Genomic DNA, 18798 nt, shown 5'->3' on the forward strand with positions numbered 1-18798 from the left:
CGTGCCGGGGCGCCGTGACCACCGCCTTGCGGCCCGGACGAATATTCGCCTGCAGTTTCGAAGGCGTTGTTCGTCGCGCCTGAAGAAATTCGGGGCGCACATTTCGACCTGCTTCACGCATTACGGCGAACGTCGTTTCGGAGAACGGTCCGGCGTCTTATCACTGCGTCGAAGTAAAGAGATCCGATGGAGGACCGGTGACCCAATTCAAAAGCAACTTCGGCGGCGATCGACAGGCACCGAAGTCACCGCGGATCGGCGCAACGCCACTCGGCGGTCACCAGGCATCCGGTACCGGAACACACGCACACGGCTCGGGACACGGATTCCCGCGCCCGGCCCCGGACGGCGTATTCAAGCTGACCGCGGCGCAGCGCGGAATATGGTTCGCCCAGCACCTCGCGGGGGAGTCCCCGATTTCCGTGGCGCAATACGTCGAAATCGTCGGCGAATTGGATACCGACCTGCTCCTGGAAGCCTGCCGCACCGCGAGCATCGAATTCGGATCCGGGCATCTGCACATCATCGAGGTCGACGGCGAACCCTGCCAGTACGTCGACCACTTCCGCGGCGCCCCGGTCTCGGTGGTGGATCTGCGCCGCCACGCCGACCCGGTGGCCACCGCCCACCGGCTGATGACCGAGGACTACGCCGCCCCCCTGGATCTGCTGCACGACCACCTCATGGCCTGCGTCGTCTACCGGGTCGGCGACGACCACTACCTGTGGTACCAGCGCGCCCACCACATCGCCCTCGACGGCTTCGCCGCGGTGACCATGCTGCAGCGCATCACCGAGCTGTACAACGCGTGGCTGCGCGGGGAGGAGCCCAGCGCGTCCGCGGCGAAGGATCTGACCGAGATCACCGAACAGGACCTGGCCTACCGCGGGTCGACGCGATTCGACAACGACCGCAACTACTGGACCGAACATCTGGCCGGCGCCCCGCCGGTGGTCAGCCTCGCCGGACGCGTCGGCAAACCGACCATCCATCCGGCGCTGGTCAGCGCCGCGCTCGCACCCGAGACCGCAGCACTGCTGGATGCCGTGGTCGCCGAACGCAGCACCAGCGTGACACCGATCGTGGTCGCCGCCTTCGCCGCCTACCTGGCGCGGATGACCGGCAGCACGGAGGTGCTGCTGAGCCTGCCGGTGTCGGGCCGGCATTCGGCGATGCTGCGCCGATCCGGCGGCATGGTCGCCAATGTGGTGCCGCTGCGCGTGCGGGTCGGTTCCCGCAGCGTCGGCGAACTGATCGACGCGGTGCAGGGCGAGCTGACCAGCGCGCTGCGCCGCCAGCGCTACCGGCAGGAGGACATCTTCCGCGATATGGGCATCGCCCGCGACGAGACCGCCTCCTTCGGTCCCGCCGTGAACCTGATGATGATCGACAACGACGTCGTCCTCGGCGACACCACCGGGCACCTGCATGTGCTCACCTCCGGGCCCACCGCCGATCTGTTCGTCAACATCTATCCCGGCGCCGGCCGCGACAGCACCCACATCGACTTCCAGGGCAACCCGAACATCTACCGCCCCGACGAACTCGCCGGCCACCACGGCCGTTTCCTGATGTTCCTGCACGAATTCCTCACCCGCGGAACCGATCACCGCATCGACCGGCTGCCGCTGCTCGCGCCGGCCGAACAGCAGCGGCTGCTGCCCGTGCGCGGCGACGACGCGGTCGAGCCCCGGCTGCTGCCCGACATCCTCGCCGACAGCGCCTGCCGCCACCCCGCCTCCGACGCGATCGCCACACCCGAGACCACACTGACCTACGGGGAGCTCGACACCCGATCCTCCCAGCTGGCCCGGCAACTGATCGCGCACGGCTGCGGACCCGGCACCACCGTCGCGATCATGCTGCGCCGCTCGATCGACTCGATCGTCGCCGCCTGGGCCGTCGCCAAATCTGGCGCCGCCATCGTGCAGGTGGACCCCGAATATCCGGCCAAACGCATCGAGCACATGATCGCCGACAGCGGCGCCGCTGTCGGCATCACCGCCGACGCCTACCGCGGCCGGCTGCCGCAGACGGTGACCCCGGTGGTGCTCGACGATCGCGGCACCGCCGCCGCCTGCCACAACACCACCGGCGCCCCGATCGGCGAGAGCGAACGCCTGCGCCCGCTGCGCCCCGACGACCTCGCCTACATCACCTATACCTCCGGATCCACCGGCATCCCGAAAGGGGTGCAGGTCACCCACGCGGGGCTGGCGAACCTCATCGCCGACCGCAGCGACGTATGCCGTGTGGACGCGAGCGCGCGGGTGTCGTATGCGCTGGCGCCGAGTTTCGACGCCTCGCTGGAACAGTTCCTGGTCTGCTTCGCCAACGGCGCGACCCTGCTGGTCGTCCCGCCCGAGGTGATCGGCGGCGACGAGTTGACCGAACTGCTGGCCGCCCAGCACGTCACCCACCTCACCCTCACCCCGGCGATGCTGGCGACCGTGGATCCGCGGCAGCTGAGCGAACTGCGGGTGGTCGTGGTCGGCGGTGACGCCTGCCCGCCGCACGTGATCGAACGGTGGACCCACACCGCGGTGATGTTCAACGAGTACGGGCCCACCGAAACCACCGTCACCGCCGCCAGTGCCGCCATCACACCGGGCGCTGATCTGACCGTCGGCGGCCCCATCCGCGGCGTGTCGGCGATGGTGCTCGACCGCTGCCTGCAAGCGGTGCCGGCCGGGACCGCGGGCGAGCTGTATCTGGCCGGGCCCGGGCTGGCGCGCGGCTACAGCCACCGCTTCGCCGAAACCGCGGCCCGTTTCGTCGCCGACCCGCACGGCGGGCCCGGGGCACGCATGTACCGCACCGGCGATATGGCGCGCTGGGTCGGCGACGGACCCGTACCCGAGCTGGAGTTGCTGGGGCGCACCGACTTTCAGGTCAAGATCCGCGGCTACCGCATCGAGCCCGGCGAAATCGACGCCGCGCTCGCCGCCCACGCCGACGTCGACATCTCCGTCACCGTGCCGGTGCGCAACAACGCCGACGCCACCGTGCTGGCCTCCTATGTGGTGCCGGTGCGCGGCCGCCACATCGACCCGCTGGAACTGCAACGCTTCGCCCGCGACACGCTGCCGCCGCATCTGGTGCCCGCGGTGATCATGGCGTTGGACGCGCTGCCGGTCAACGCGTTCGGCAAACTCGACCGCGCCGCCCTGCCCGCACCGGCCTTCGGCGCCGCACCGGCCGGTCGGGCACCGGCCGGCCCGCGCGAACAGCGCGTGGCGGATCTGTTCGCCGACATCCTGGACGTGGCGACCGTCGGCGCCGAGGACAGTTTCTTCGCCCTCGGCGGCGACAGCATCCTGTCCATCCAGCTGGTGGCCCGCGCCAAGGCCGAGGGGCTGAGCTTCTCCACCCAGGACGTGTTCGAACACAAGACGGTGGCCGGTCTGGCCGCGGTCGCCACCGACGCCGGCGGCGGCCCGCAACTGGCCGAACTGCCCGGCGGCGCGGTCGGATCCATGCCGCTGACCCCGATCATGTACGCGATGCTCGACCGCGGCCGATTCGACCGATTCGCGCAGGCCACCCTCATCGAACTGCCCGACCACGTCGACGACGCCGACCTGGTCGCGGCGCTGGCCGCGGTGCTGGATCGCCACGACATGCTGCGCGCGGCCCTGCGCGGTACCGGCTCGGACCGGTCGGTCGAGGTGGCCGCGCCCGGCACGGTCGACGCCGCCGCACTGTTCGAGTCGGTGCGGTTGCCGCGCCGCGACGCCACCGAGATCGACGCCCGCTTGCAGGCGGCCGCCGACCGGCTCGATCCCGCCCACGGGGTGCTGGTGCACCTGGTGCGGATGAGCGACGACACCACCGGCCCCGACCTGATGTGGGTGGTGATCCACCACCTCGCGGTCGACGCGGTGTCGTGGCGGATCGTGCTCGCCGATCTGGCCGGTGCGTGGCAGCAGATCAGCGCCGGCGCCGAACCCGCGTTCGGTCCGGCCACCACGTCGGTGCGGCGCTGGAGCCACGGACTCACCGAACAGGCCGCGAGCCGCCGCGCCGGCGAACTCGAGCTGTGGAAGAGCGTGCTCGCGCCGGGGGAGACGCTGCTCGGCACGAGACGTCTGGACCCGGCACGCGACACCGCGGCCACCGCGGGCCGCGTCGAGGTGCACGTGCCCGCCGACGTGTCCGAAGCGGTGCTCACCACCGTCCCGGCCCGCTTCCACGGCACACCCAACGATCCGCTGCTGGCGGCGCTGGCGCTGGCGCTGCGACAGTGGCGTCGCCGCCGCGGCGTCGACACCGACACCGAACTGATCTCACTCGAAGGACACGGCCGCGAGGAAAACGCCGTGCCCGGCGCCGACCTCAGCTCCACCGTCGGCTGGTTCACCACCCGCTTCCCGGTGCGCCTGGACCTGCGCGGCGTCGACGCCGACGACGCGTTCGCCGGCGGCGCCGCCGCGGGAACGGCGATCGTGCGAGCCAAGGAACAGTTGCGCGCGATCCCCGGCAACGGCATCGGCTACGGCATGCTGCGCTGCCTCGACCCCGACGCCGGGGCCGAACTGGCTGCCGCGCCCGAACCGCAGATCGCGTTCAACTACCTCGGCCGCGTCGGCGTGCACGAACAGTCCGGGCCGTGGACACCGACCACCGAATTCACCTCCCTCACCGCGACCGGCGACCCGGCGATGGCGCTGCCGGCCGTCCTGGATGTCAACGCGATCGCCGAACCCGGCCCCGACGGCCTCGAACTCGACGCCACCTGGGAATTCGCCACCGACGTGCTCGACAGCGCGGACGTGGAGGAACTGGCCGGCCTGTGGGTGCGGGCGCTGCGCGGGCTCGCCACCCACGCCCGCAGCGACACCGCCGGCGGATTCACCCCCTCGGATTTCCCGCTCGTGGACCTCACCCAGGACGATATCGACCGCTGGCAGCTGGAATATCCGACCATGACCGACGTGTGGCCGCTGACCGCACTGCAGGCCGGGCTGCTGTTCCACGCCGTCTACGACACCGACCGCGCCGACGGCTACACCGTGCAGGCCACACTCACCCTCGACGGGCAGGTCGACACCGCCCGCATGCGGGCCGCGGCCCAAACCTTGATCGACCGCCACGACAGCCTGCGCACCGCCTTCGTCGAATCCGCGGCCGGGCCTCGCCAGATCGTGATGAGCGGTGTGCGCGCCGACTGGCACGACAGCGACCTCACCGACATCGCCGACGCCGGGGAACGCGCCCGCGAACGCCGCCGCATCACCGACGCCGCGTCCGCCCCGTTCGACCCCGCCCGCCCGCCGCTGCTGCGTTTCCACCTGATCCGCACCGGCACGAGCCGCTTCGAACTGCTGCTCACCAACCATCACATCGTGCTCGACGGCTGGTCGATGCCGCTGCTGATCCACGAACTGCTCACCGTCTACGCCGCGGACGGCGATCCGGCCACCCTGCCACCGGCCGGCACCTACCGCGACTACCTGCACTGGCTGCACAACCAGGACCGCGATGCCGCGATCACCGCCTGGCGCACCGTGCTCGCCGGTATCGAGAGCCCGACCCTGGTCACCGGACGCCCGGACCGGACCGTGCCCGCCGACAACGCCGACGTCAGCCGCAACCTGTCCGCCGAGACCACCGCCGCGATCACCGACCTGGCGCGCGCCTACGGTGTCACCGCCAACACCACCGTGCAGGTGGCGTGGGCGCTGCTGCTCACCACCCTGACCGGCCGCGCCGACATCGTGTTCGGCAACACCGTCTCCGACCGCCCACCCCAGCTGCCGGGAGTCGAGCGGATGGTGGGGCTGTTCATCAACACCGTGCCCGTGCGGATCCGGCTCGAACCCGCCGAAACCGTCGCCGGCCTGCTGACCCGGGTGCAGTCCGAACAGGCCGCCACCCTCGATCACCGCCATCTCGGGCTGGCCGAACTGCAACGCGCCACCGGTTTCGGCGACATGTTCGACACGGTGACCGTCCTCGAGTCCTATCCGCTCGACCGCGAACAACTGACCCACAATCTGCGCGCGGCCGGGTTGCGGCTCGTCGACGTCGACGCCCACGACGCCACCCCGTACCCGCTGAGCCTGCAGGTGACCCCGCCGCGACCCGGCCGCGACAGCGACCCCGACGCGGCCACCGCCGCCACCCACACCGTGATGCTGCGCTTCTCCTGCGACCGGCTCGACACCGACACCGCCCGCACCCTGCTCGACCGCTACGAACAGATCCTCGACCAGATCACCGCCGACCCCACCGCGACCGTCGCCACGATCAGCGCTGGCTCGAATGCCGAAGCGGCCGAACCGATTCCGGCGACACACAGGGAACCGGCCGGGCGCACCCTGCGCGACATCCTCGCCGGCACCGCCCGCGCGCACCCGGACGCGGTGGCCGTGCGCGCCGGGACCACCACCCTCACCTATCGGGAACTCGCCGCGCGGGCCCACCGGCTCGCGCAGCGGCTGCTCGCCCGCGGCGCACGACCGGAAACCGTTGTCGCCGTAGTCGTTCCGCGTTCGATCGAACTGCCGGTCGCGATCTGGGCGGTCGCCGAAACCGGGGCGGCGTTCCTGCCGCTGGATCCGGGCAACCCCGGCGAACGCATCGCCGAACTGCTCGCCGACTCCGGCACCGCCCTCGGCGTCACGACCAGCGCCCTCGCGCACCGGCTCCCCGGCACCGTCGACTGGATCCACGCCGACACCGACCTGACCGCCGAACCCGACACCACCACCGTGCACGAGGTGCGGCTCGACCACGCCGCCTACCTGATCTACACCTCCGGATCGACCGGCACCCCCAAAGCCGTGCACCTGACCCACCGCGGACTCGCCGGACTGGCCGCCGCACACGCCGACGCCTTCGGTGTCGACACCACCTCGACCGTCTTGCAGGTCGCCTCACCCGGATTCGACGCCAGCCTGTCGGAACTGCTGCTCGCCCACGGCCACGGCGCCTGCCTCGTGATCGCACCGCCCGACGTCTACGGCGGCGCCGGACTCGAAGACCTGCTGCACACCCACGGGGTGACCCATGCCATCATCACCCCGACAGTGCTCGACACGATGAATCCCGCGCACGTGCCGGCACTGACGACCATCGCGGTCGTGGGGGAGGCCACCGGCAGCGACCTCATCGGCCGCTGGGCGCCCGGGCGGCGGCTGATGAACCACTACGGTCCCACCGAAACCACCGTGTGGGCCACCGGATCCGACGCACTCACCCCCGGCGAACCCGTCACCATCGGCACCCCGATCCACGGACTGTCGGTCACCGTGCGCGACATGTGGCTGCGGCCCGTCCCCGCCGGGGTGGCCGGCGAACTGTACGTGCGCGGCCCCGCCCTGGCCCGCGGCTACCTCGACCGCCCCGCCACCACCGCCGCCCGCTTCGTCGCCGACCCGGAATCGTCTCGCGGACAACGCCTCTACCGCACCGGCGACAGCGTGCGCTGGCTGCACACCCCGCACGGACCGCAACTGGAATACCTCGGCCGCAGCGACCAGCAGGTCAAGATCCACGGCCTGCGCATCGAACCGGGGGAGATCGACGCCCGGCTGGCCCGCCACGACACCGTGGCCGCCGCCGCCACCGTCGACCGCCCCGGACCTGCCGGCGAACCCGTGCTGGTGTCCTACGTCGTCGCCGCACCCGGCGCCACCCTCGACGCGGCCGCCCTGCACGCCGACCTGGAACGCGAACTGGCCCACTACATGAACCCGGCCGCCATCGTCGAACTGCCCGAGATGCCCCGCACCCCGGTCGGCAAGATCGACCGGAAAGCGTTGCGCGCACTCGACGTGCGGACCGGCGAGACCGGTGGACGGGCCCCGGCCACCGCCGACGAACAACTCATGGCGAAACTGTTCGCCGAAGTCCTGCACCGCGACACCGTCTACGCCGACAGCAACTTCTTCACCCTCGGCGGCGACAGCATCGTGTCCATGCGCCTGGTGGCGTTGGCGCGCGAGGCCGGGCTCACCCTCACCCCACGCGACGTCTTCGAAGCCAAAACCGTTGCCGCCCTTGCCGAACTCGTTCACGGCACCGTCCCCGCCGACCCGTCGCTGTCGCGCGAACCGGCCCACCGCGCCGAAAACCGGCCCCCGCGCCCCGCGGACTTCCCGCTCGTCGAACTGACCGCCGCCGACGTCGAACGCCTCGACCACCGCTACCCGGAGCTGGCCGACGTGTGGCCGCTGTCGCCGATGCAAGCCGGAATCCGCTTCCACTCCACCTACAACCCCGGCGCCGGCGACAACTACACCGTCCAGACCGCGATCGGCTTCACCGGCGCCGTCGACGCCGAACGGCTGCGCCGCGCCGCCCAAGCCCTCGTCGACCGCCACGACATCCTGCGCGCCGCCTTCACCGACACCAGCGCCGGACCCTGCCAGATCGTGCTCGCCCACGCACCCGTCCGCTTCCGCCACATCGATCTCACCGACACCGACCTCACCGACACCGACGACACCGGCCTCGACCGGGTGGCCGCCGACGACGCCGCCGAAGGGTTCGACCTGTCGGCGCCGCCGCTGATCCGGTTCACCCTGATCACCGTGCGCCCCGACACCTTCCGGCTGCTCGTCACCAACCACCACGTCATCCTCGACGGCTGGTCCATGCCGCTGCTGATGAGCGAACTACTCGCGTACTACGCCACCCCCGCCCACATCGACACCGCCGGACCCGCCCCCAGCTACCGCGACTACCTGAGCTGGCTGCACCGCCAAGACCTCGCCGCCTCCACCGCCGCCTGGGCCCACGAATACGCCGACGTCGAATCACCCACCCGCGTCGCCCGCGCCGACGCCGCCCACCGCGACACCTCCGCCGGCGAAATCGACACCGTGCTGCCCGCGCAGCGCGTCGCCGACCTGCGCCGTGTCGCCGCCGACGCGACCGTCACCGTCAACACCGCCGTCGCCGCCGCCTGGGCGCTGACCCTGCGCGAACTCACCGGCGACACCGACGTCGTCTTCGGATCCGCCGTCTCCGGCCGGCCCCCCGAACTCCCGCAGGTCGACCGCACACTCGGCATGTTCCTCAACACCATCCCCGTGCGCGTCCCCCTGGACCCCACCCTGACCGTCGAGCAACTGCTGACCCGCATCCAGCAACACCAGACCCGCATGCTCGACCACCACCACATCGGACTGCCCGACATCCACCGCGCCGCCGGAATGACCGCACTGTTCGACACCGCCGTCGCCTTCCAGTCCTTCCCCGTCGACCGGCCCGCCCTGCAGCACCTCGTCGACGCCGCCGGGCTGCGTATCGACGACATCACCGGCGTCGACGCCACCCCGTACCCGCTCAGCCTCGTCGTCGCCCCCGAACCCACCGCCACCCACACCGACCCGACCGCCGAGGCCGGGCTGCGCATCACCCTGCGCTACCTCGACGACGAAATCGACACCCACCGCGCCCACTGGATCCTCGACCGATTCGTCGCACTCCTGCACCGCATCGCCGACCACCCGGCCACCCACCTGGCCCGCCTCACCGCGCCCGGCGACACCGAACCCGCCCACCCGGACCACACCCACCACCGGCCACGCACCTTCGGCGACATCCTCACCGCCACCGCCGCCGCCCACCCCGACGCCGTCGCCGCCCTCTGCGGCACCGACACCGTCACCTACCGCGACCTCGACCAGCGATCCAACCGGCTCGCGCGGCTGCTGCTGCGCCGCGGCCTCACCCCGCACACCGTGCTCGCCAGCGCGCTGCCACGCTCCCTGGACGCCGTCGTCACCATCTGGGCCGCCGCGAAGACCGGCGCCGCGTTCGTGCCGATCGACCCCCGCCTGCCCGCCGACCGCATCACCTTCCTGCTCGACGACTCCGGCGCCACCCTCGGCATCACCCACACCGACAGCACCCACCCCGACACCGCCCACCCGGCCCAGCACATCGACTGGCTCACCCTCGACGACCCCGACACCGTCCACGCCCTCGACACCGAATCCGCCGCACCGATCACCGACACCGAACGCGGAACCACACTCACCCCCGACCACACCGCCTACCTCATCTACACCTCCGGATCCACCGGAACACCCAAAGGTGTCCTGGTCACCCACCGCGGCCTCACCGACCTCGTCACCGCGCAGCAGCGCCTGCTCGCCGTCACCGCCGACTCCGCCGTCCTGCAGGTCGCCTCACCCAGCTTCGACGCCTCCATCTTCGAACTGCTCATGGCCCACGGCGCGGGCGGCCGCCTGGTCGTGTCCCCACCCGACGTCTACGGCGGCCCCGACCTGGCGAAACTCATTCAGTACGAACACATCTCACACGTCGTGCTGACACCGTCGGCGCTGGCCACCATCCCCGGCGACCGCTTCGACACCCTGCGCGTGCTGGCCACCGCCGGCGAACCCGTCGGCCCCGAACTCGTCGACCGGTGGGCACCCGGACGCACCATGATCAACCTCTACGGACCCACCGAATCCACCATCTGGGCCACCGCCAGCGCACCACTGACCCCCGGCGCGCCGATCACCATCGGCACCCCCGCCGGCCCCGTCACCACCACCGTCCTCGACACCTGGCTGCGGCCCGTCCCGCACGGCGTCGCGGGGGAGCTGTACCTGCTCGGCCCCGGACTCGCCGACGGCTACAAAGACCGCACCGCACTGACCGCGACCCGCTTCGTCGCCTGCCCCTTCGGCGCACCCGGCACCCGCATGTACCGCACCGGCGACATCGTGCGCCGCACCGGCAGCGGCGACCTGGAATTCGTCGGACGCAACGACTTCCAGGTCAAAGTCCGCGGCAACCGCATCGAACTCGCCGAAATCGACGCCGCCCTGGCCACCCACCCCGACGTCGCCTTCGCCGTCACCATCCCACGCACCGACGACGGCCGCCCCACCACCCTCGTCTCCTACGTCACCCCCGCCGCCGGCACCACCCTGTCCGACACCGACCTGAAAACCACACTCGCCCGAGCACTTCCGCCCTACATGGTGCCCGCCGCCGTCATGATCCTCGACGAGGTGCCGCTCACCCCGACCGGCAAACTCGACCGCGACCGACTACCCCGGCCACCCGAAACCGCCCGCACCTTCCGCGCACCCACCACCTGGGCCGAAGACATCGTCGCCCGCGCCTACGAACAAGTCCTCGACGCCGAACACGTCGGCGCCGACGACGACTTCTTCGCCCTCGGCGGCGACTCGCTCAGCGCCGCCCTCGTCGCCGCCCGCATCGGCGCCGCCCTCGACGTGCGCATCCCCGTCCGCACCATCTTCGAAGAACCCACCGTCGCCGCCCTCGCCCGAGCCGCCCGCACCCTGCACGGCACCGCCCGCATCCCACTCACCGCCGGCCACCGCCCCGACCCCATCCCACTGTCGCTGGCCCAGCAACGCATGTGGTTCCTCAACCGCTTCGAACCCGACTCCGCCGCCTACAACATCCCCGTCATGCTGCAGCTGTCCGGACGCCTCGACACCGACGCACTCAGCGCCGCACTCGACGACGTCCTCGCCCGCCACGAAGTGCTGCGCACCATCTACCCCGAAACCGACGGCGAACCCCGCCAGCTCATCCTCGACCGGGCACCGATCACCCTCGAAACCGGCCACCCCGCCCACGACACCCTCCCGCAACGTCTCACCGAATTCGTGCGCCGCGGCTTCGACGTCTCCACCCAGGTACCGCTGCGCGTCGCCCTGTTCGACATCACCACCGACACCGACACCACCAGCCGATACATGCTGATCCTCGTCGTGCACCACATCGCCGGCGACGGACAATCCATGGCCCCGCTGGCCCGCGACGTCATGACCGCCTACGCCGCCCGCCACACCGGACAACCCCCACACTGGCAGCCACTGCCCGTGCAATACGCCGACTTCGCGCTGTGGCAACGCCGAGTCCTCGGCGCCGCCGACGACCCCACCTCACTGATGTCGACCCAGCTCGACTACTGGCGCACCACCCTCGACCGCGCACCCGACCTACTCGACCTGCCCACCGACCGGCCCCGGCCCACCGTCGCCACCCTCACCGGCGGCCGCGTCCCCCTCGACATCCCCGCACCCCTGCACCAGCACCTGCAGACACTGGCCCGCGACCACGGCACCTCCCTGTTCATGGTCGTCCACGCCGCCCTCGCCGTCCTGCTCGGACGACTCGCCGACACCGACGACATCGTCATCGGCACCCCCGTCGCCGGACGCGGCGAACCCGGCCTCGACGACCTCGTCGGCATGTTCGTCAACACCCTCGCCCTGCGCACACCCCTCGACCCCGCCGAACCGTTCACCGAACTGCTGGCCCGCACCCGCGACACCGACCTGCACGCCCTCGACCACGCCGACGTCCCCTTCGAACGCATCGTCGAAGAACTCAACCCACACCGCACCACCGCCGCGCACCCCCTGTTCCAAGTGGTGCTGGCCTTCCAGAACACCGGCGCCATCGACATCGCCCTCCCCGACGTCGCCGTCTCCCGCGCCGACGTCGACACCGGCACCAGCCAATTCGACCTCCAACTCGTCATCTCCGACACCTCCACCGAAACCGGTGCGGCCCAAGGCCTGTCCGGCATGCTGATGTACGCCCGCGACCTGTTCGACCCCGACACCGTCACCGGATTCGTACAACGACTGCTGCGGATCCTCGACACCGTCGCCACCACCCCCGACACCCCCGTCGGCGACATCGACTGGCTGGACCCCCGCGAACGCCACACCCTGCTCTCCAGCATCGGCCCCCGCACCGCACCCACACCCGAATCACCGCTGCTGCCCGCCATATTCGCCGACGCCGTCCGCCGCAACCCCGACGGCCTCGCCCTCACCACCGGCGACGACGGCCTCACCTACACCGAACTCGACCAGCGCTCCAACCGCCTGGCCCGGCTACTCATCGACCACGGCGCCGGACCCGAAATCCCCGTCCTGGCCGCCGCGCCCCGCTCCACCGAATCCGTACTCATCTGGTGGGCCGTCGTGAAAACCGGCGCCACCTACGTACCCGTCGACCCCGCCTACCCGGCCCACCGCATCGACCACATGATCACCGATTCGGCTGCCGCACTGGGCATCACCGTCACCACCGCCCGCCACCGACTACCCGACACCGCCCACTGGATCACCCTCGACGCCCCCGAAACCATCGCACAACTCGACACCCACCCCGACAACCCCATCGACGACCACGACCGGCTACAGCCCCTGCGCCCCACCACCACCGCCTACGTCGTCTTCACCTCCGGATCCACCGGCCGCCCCAAAGGCGTCGCCGTCACCCACACCGGCATCGCCGACCTCGTCGCCACCCAACGCGCCGACTACCACATCCGACCCGGCGCCCGATTCCTGCACTTCGCCTCACCGTCCTTCGACGCCTCGCTGATGGAAATCCTGTTCGCCACCGCAGGCGCCGCCACCCTCGTCATCGCACCCCCCGCCACCTACGGCGGCGACGACCTCGCCGACCTGCTACGCACCCGGCACGTCACCCACGCCTTCGTCACCCCCGCCGCCCTCGCCTCGGTCGACCCCACCGGACTCGACGACCTGCAACTGGTGCTCTCCGGCGGCGAAGAAGTCCCCGCCGAACTGATCAACCGGTGGGCAGGCACCGACCGCCACGGCACCCGCGAATTCCGCATCCTCTACGGCCCCACCGAAACCACCATCCTCGCCACCGCCACCCGGCCACTGCACCCGGGGGACCGGCCCACCATCGGCACCCCACTACCCGGCATGCACGCACTGATCCTCGACACCCGCCTGCATCCCGTCCCCGCCGGCGTGGTCGGCGAACTCTACCTGGCCGGGCACGCACCGGCCCGCGGCTACCTCAACCGCACCGCCACCACCGCCACCCGATTCGTGCCCTGCCCGGCAGGCGAACCAGGCACCCGCATGTACCGCACCGGCGACCTCGTGCGCTGGAACACCCACGGCGACATCGAATTCGTCGGACGCAACGACTTCCAGGTCAAAGTCCGCGGCTACCGCATCGAACTCGGCGAGATCGACGCCGTCCTCGACGCCCGCGCCGACATCGCCTTCGCCGCCACCATCGCCCACCGCCACGGCAACGCCCCCGCCATGCTGGTCACCTACGTCGTCCCCGCACCCGGCGCCACACCCACCGCCACCGAACTGACCACCGCGATCGCCGACGCGCTCCCGCCCTACATGGTGCCCGCCGCCGTCATGATCCTCGACGCGATCCCCCTGTCGCCCAACGGAAAACTCGACCGCAGCGCACTACCCGAACCCGTCCTGCACACCGAGACATTCCGCGCACCCGCCTCACCGGTCGAGGAAATCGTCGCCGGCATCTTCGCCGACCTCCTCGGCCTCGACACCGCCATCGGAGCCGACGACAACTTCTTCGACCTCGGCGGCAACAGCCTCGTCGCCACCCGCGCCGCCGCCCGCATCGGCGCCGCCCTCGACACCCGCGTCCCCGTCTCGATGATCTTCGACGCACCCACCGTCGCCAAACTCGCCGCCCGCGCCGAATCCCACGCCGACACCCGCCGCATCGCCCTCACCGAACAACCACGCCCACACCACCTTCCGCTGTCCTACGCACAACAGCGCATGTGGTTCCTCAACCGCTTCGAACCCGACACCCCCGCCTACAGCATCCCCATCGTCATCCGGCTCACCGGCCGCCTCGACACCGACGCCCTGCACGCCGCCATCGGCGACGTCATCACCCGACACGAAGTACTGCGCACCATCTACCCGGCCGTCGACGGCGAACCCACCCAGAAAATCCTCCCACCCGCCGACGCCGTCCCACCCCTGACCATCACCCGCATCCCCGAAACCGAACTCCCACACACCCTCTCATCGCTACTGGCCACCGTCTTCGACGTCACCACCACCGTGCCGCTGCGCATCCGGCTCTACGACATCGGCGACGACACCTGGATCCTCGCCCTCGTCGTCCACCACATCGCCGGCGACGGATCCTCCCTGGCACCACTGGCCCGCGACCTCACCATCGCCTACACCGCCCGACTCGACGGCGACGCCCCCGCCTGGCCACCCCTGCCCGTCCAATACGCCGACTACGCCCTCTGGCAACGCACCGTCCTCGGCGACGACAGCGACCCCGACTCGCTCCTGCACGCCCAGATCGACTACTGGACAACACAACTCGCCGACGTGCCCGCACTGCTCGCCCTGCCCACCGACCGGCCGCGACCGCCCGTGCAAACCTACGCCGGCGCCGCCGTGCCCCTCACCGTCGACCCCCAACTCCACGCCGGGCTCCAGCACATCGCCCGCGCCCACAACACCACCCTGTTCATGGTCTTCCACGCCGCCCTCGCCGCCGTCCTCGCCCGCCTCGCCGGCACCGACGACATCACCATCGGCACCCCCTACGCCGGACGCGGCGAACCCGAACTCGACGACCTCGTCGGCATGTTCGTCAACACCCTCGTCCTGCGCACCCACGTCGGCACCGACCTGACGTTCACCGACCTGCTCGAACAGGTCCGCGACACCGACCTCGCCGCCTTCGGCCACGCCGACGTCCCGTTCGAACGACTCGTCCAGGAACTCAACCCCGCCCGCTCCCACGCCCACCACCCCCTGTTCCAGGTGATGCTCGCCTTCCAGAACCTCACCGGCACCGAATTCGAACTCCCCGAACTCACCCTCTCCGCCGTCGAAGCCGACCTCGACACCTCCCTGTTCGACCTGCAGATCACCGTCTCCGACAGCTACGACGACCACGGCGCCCCCGCCGGCATCACCGGCGGCATCACCTACGCCCGCGACCTGTTCGACCCCGACACCGTCACCGCCATCGCCGCCCGCCTCGACCGCCTGCTCCGCGCCCTCGTCGCCGACCCCACCCAACTCGTCCACGACGTCGACCTGCTCGACGCCGACGAACGCCACGACGTCGTGGTCCGCTGGAACTCCACCCAGTACGCGCTGGCCACCGCCGAGACACTGACCTCCATGTTCGCCGACGCCGTCCCCGTATACCGCGACCGCACCGCCATCACCTACGAGGACCGGTCCCTGACCTACGGGCAGTTCTCCGCCCGCGTCAACCGGCTCGCTCGCTGGCTCATCACCCGCGGCGTCGGCCCGGAAAAGCTGGTCGCCGTGCGGATGCGCCGCTCACTCGACCAGGTCACCGCCCTCTACGCCGTCCTCGCCGCCGGCGGGGGATACGTGCCCGTCGACCCCGACCTGCCCGCCGACCGCATCGACTACATGCTGGCCACCGCCACCCCCGTCGTCGTCCTGTCCACCCTCGACGGCATCGACCTGTCCGCCTTCGACGACACACCCGTCACCGACCGGGAACGCCACGCCGCACTGCGACCGGACAACACCGCCTACGTCCTGTTCACCTCCGGATCCACCGGCCGCCCCAAAGGCGTCGCCGTCCCGCACGGCGCGGCCGCCAACCAGATCCGCTGGCTCAGCGACGAATACGAACTCACCGCCGACGATGTGGTCCTGCAGAAGACACCGGCCACCTTCGACGTCTCGGTCTGGGAACTGTTCGCCACCCTCGGCGTCGGCGCCCGCCTCGTCATCGCCCGCGCCGACGGCCACACCGACCCCGCCTACCTCGCCGAAATCATTGCCGCACAACAGATCACGATCACCTCGTTCGTGCCGTCCATGCTCGCCGTGTTCGCCGAAGCCGCACCCGCCCGCACCCTGACCTCGCTGCGCGCGCTGCTCATCGGGGGAGAGGCATTCGGTTCCGACACCGTGGCCGCCGTCCGGCGCGTACTGCCCGACGTCGAACTCGACAACCTCTACGGACCCACCGAATTCACCGTGCACGTCACCTCCCACCGCGTCACCGCCGCCGACCAGGGCAGCGTGCCGATGGGCCGGCCCGTCTGGAACGCCCGCGCCTACGTCCTCGACGCCCGGCTCAACCCCGTGCCCCCCGGAGTGGCGGGGGACCTGTACCTCGCCGGCACCCAGATCGCCCGCGGCTACCACGCCCGCCCCGGCCTCACCGCCGAACGGTTCGTGCCCGACCCCTACAACGACGGCGGGCGCATGTACCGCACCGGCGACCTCGTGCGGCGCCGCCGCCGCGACGGCGAACTGGAATACCTGGGCCGCACCGACTTCCAGGTCAAACTGCGCGGCCTGCGCATCGAACTCGGCGAAATCGAAACCGTGCTCGCCGAATATCCCGGGGTCGCCCGCGCCATCGCCGTCGTCCACTCCAGTGAGATCGCCGCCCAGCTCGTCGGCTATCTCGTACCCGCCGCCGGCGCCACCGTCGACACCGACGCCGTCCTCGCGCACGCCGCCGCCGAACTACCCAACTACATGGTGCCCACCACGCTCATGGTGCTCGACACCGTGCCGCTCACCGCATCCGGCAAACTCGACCGTGCCCGGCTGCCCGAACCGGTGGCCGCGGTAGGGGAGTTCCGCGAACCGTCGTCCTGGCTGGAAGGCGAGATCGCCCGCGCGTTCGAGCACGTTCTCGGCGTCACCCATGTCGGAGCCGACGACGACTTCTACGCCCTCGGCGGCAACTCGCTGCGCTCGGTGCAGGTCGCCAGCGAACTCACCAAGGAACTGCACTTCGAGATCCCGCTCGGATGGATGTTGTCGGATCCGAATCCCGCCGACCTCGCCAAGCGCATCGAAACCGGAATGAGCAACGGGCACCACGAATCCGGTCCCGCCGCCTTCGGATTGGACGTCGTGCTGCCGATCCGGACCGGCGGCAGCCGGCCACCGCTGTTCTGCATCCATCCCGCCTCGGGCCTGTCGTGGTGCTATTACACCTTCGGTGACCACCTCGCCGGCGACCGCCCGATCTACGGCCTGCAGGCGCCGCAGATCGGTGGGGAAGTGCCCGGCCCGCAGACGTTCGAGGAGATCGCGCGCCGCTACTTCCAGGAGATCCGCGCCATCCAGCCGCACGGGCCCTACCATCTGCTCGGCTGGTCGCTGGGCGGGCAGATCGCGCACGCCGTCGCCGCCGAAATGCGGGCGGCCGGTGAGGAAGTCGCGTTGCTGGCGCTGCTGGACGCCGAAGCCGAAGGAATCGACGCCACCGAGGTCTCCGAGGCCACGCCAGGGGAGCTGATCAGCAATCTCGGCCCGGTCATGGGCATCGATGTCGTCGGCGCCGACGCGACCGCCGAAGAGGCCGCCGACCTGATCCGCCGGCAGCTGGGCGACAGCTTCGCCATCGACGCCGCGACCATCGAACGCATGACCGACGCCTACAACCTGTCGATCCGCGCCGCGAGCGCCTGGCAGCCGCCGGTGCTCGATGCCGACATGCTGTATTTCACCGCCACGAAGGACCGGCGCGCCGACGCCACGGGCCACGAGGGATGGGCCCGGTTCGTCAGTGGTCAGATTTCGAACGTCGATATCGCCGCCGAGCACTTGGCGATGACCGAACCGGCTGTGGTCGCCGAGATCGCGAAGATCCTCAACCGCCGGCTGGATCGGTGAGGGATGGGTCTTCGGGCCGGACTGCCATTACTTGACATAATGTAGATTATCGGCGCAACGGAACAGACGCTGGAGGCTGCGTTTACGCCTGTGTATCAGTATGTTTCGGCGCTCGAGCTCCGACGCCTCGGCTCGTCGCTGGACCCTCTCGTCTGCTGCCGACGGTGCTCGACGTCGGCGACGTCTCGCACAAATCAGCCGTAATCCGCCGGATGAACTTTTTCGCCTCCGGTCCGATTTGCCGGAATATTTTCTGTCGCTCGTCTCGGGTCGAGACTTTGCCCTTCTCGGCCACTTCCCCGGCTTCCCGACCTCCTGCCTTAAAACGTCACTGTGACGTAATTAAGGTGGCTGGCGGGGGCTCGTC

1 protein-coding gene is annotated in these 18798 nt (G+C 70.5%); it reads left to right on the top strand.

The features are described from left to right. Positions 1-197 precede the first annotated feature (197 nt). Positions 198-18431, top strand: coding sequence for a non-ribosomal peptide synthetase (locus tag NK1_RS04780; RefSeq protein ID WP_063007359.1), 18234 nt, complete (start codon positions 198-200; stop codon positions 18429-18431). Positions 18432-18798: the final 367 nt, after the last annotated feature.

This window comes from Nocardia kruczakiae NBRC 101016, from assembly GCF_001612965.1.
Lineage (GTDB): Bacteria > Actinomycetota > Actinomycetes > Mycobacteriales > Mycobacteriaceae > Nocardia > Nocardia kruczakiae.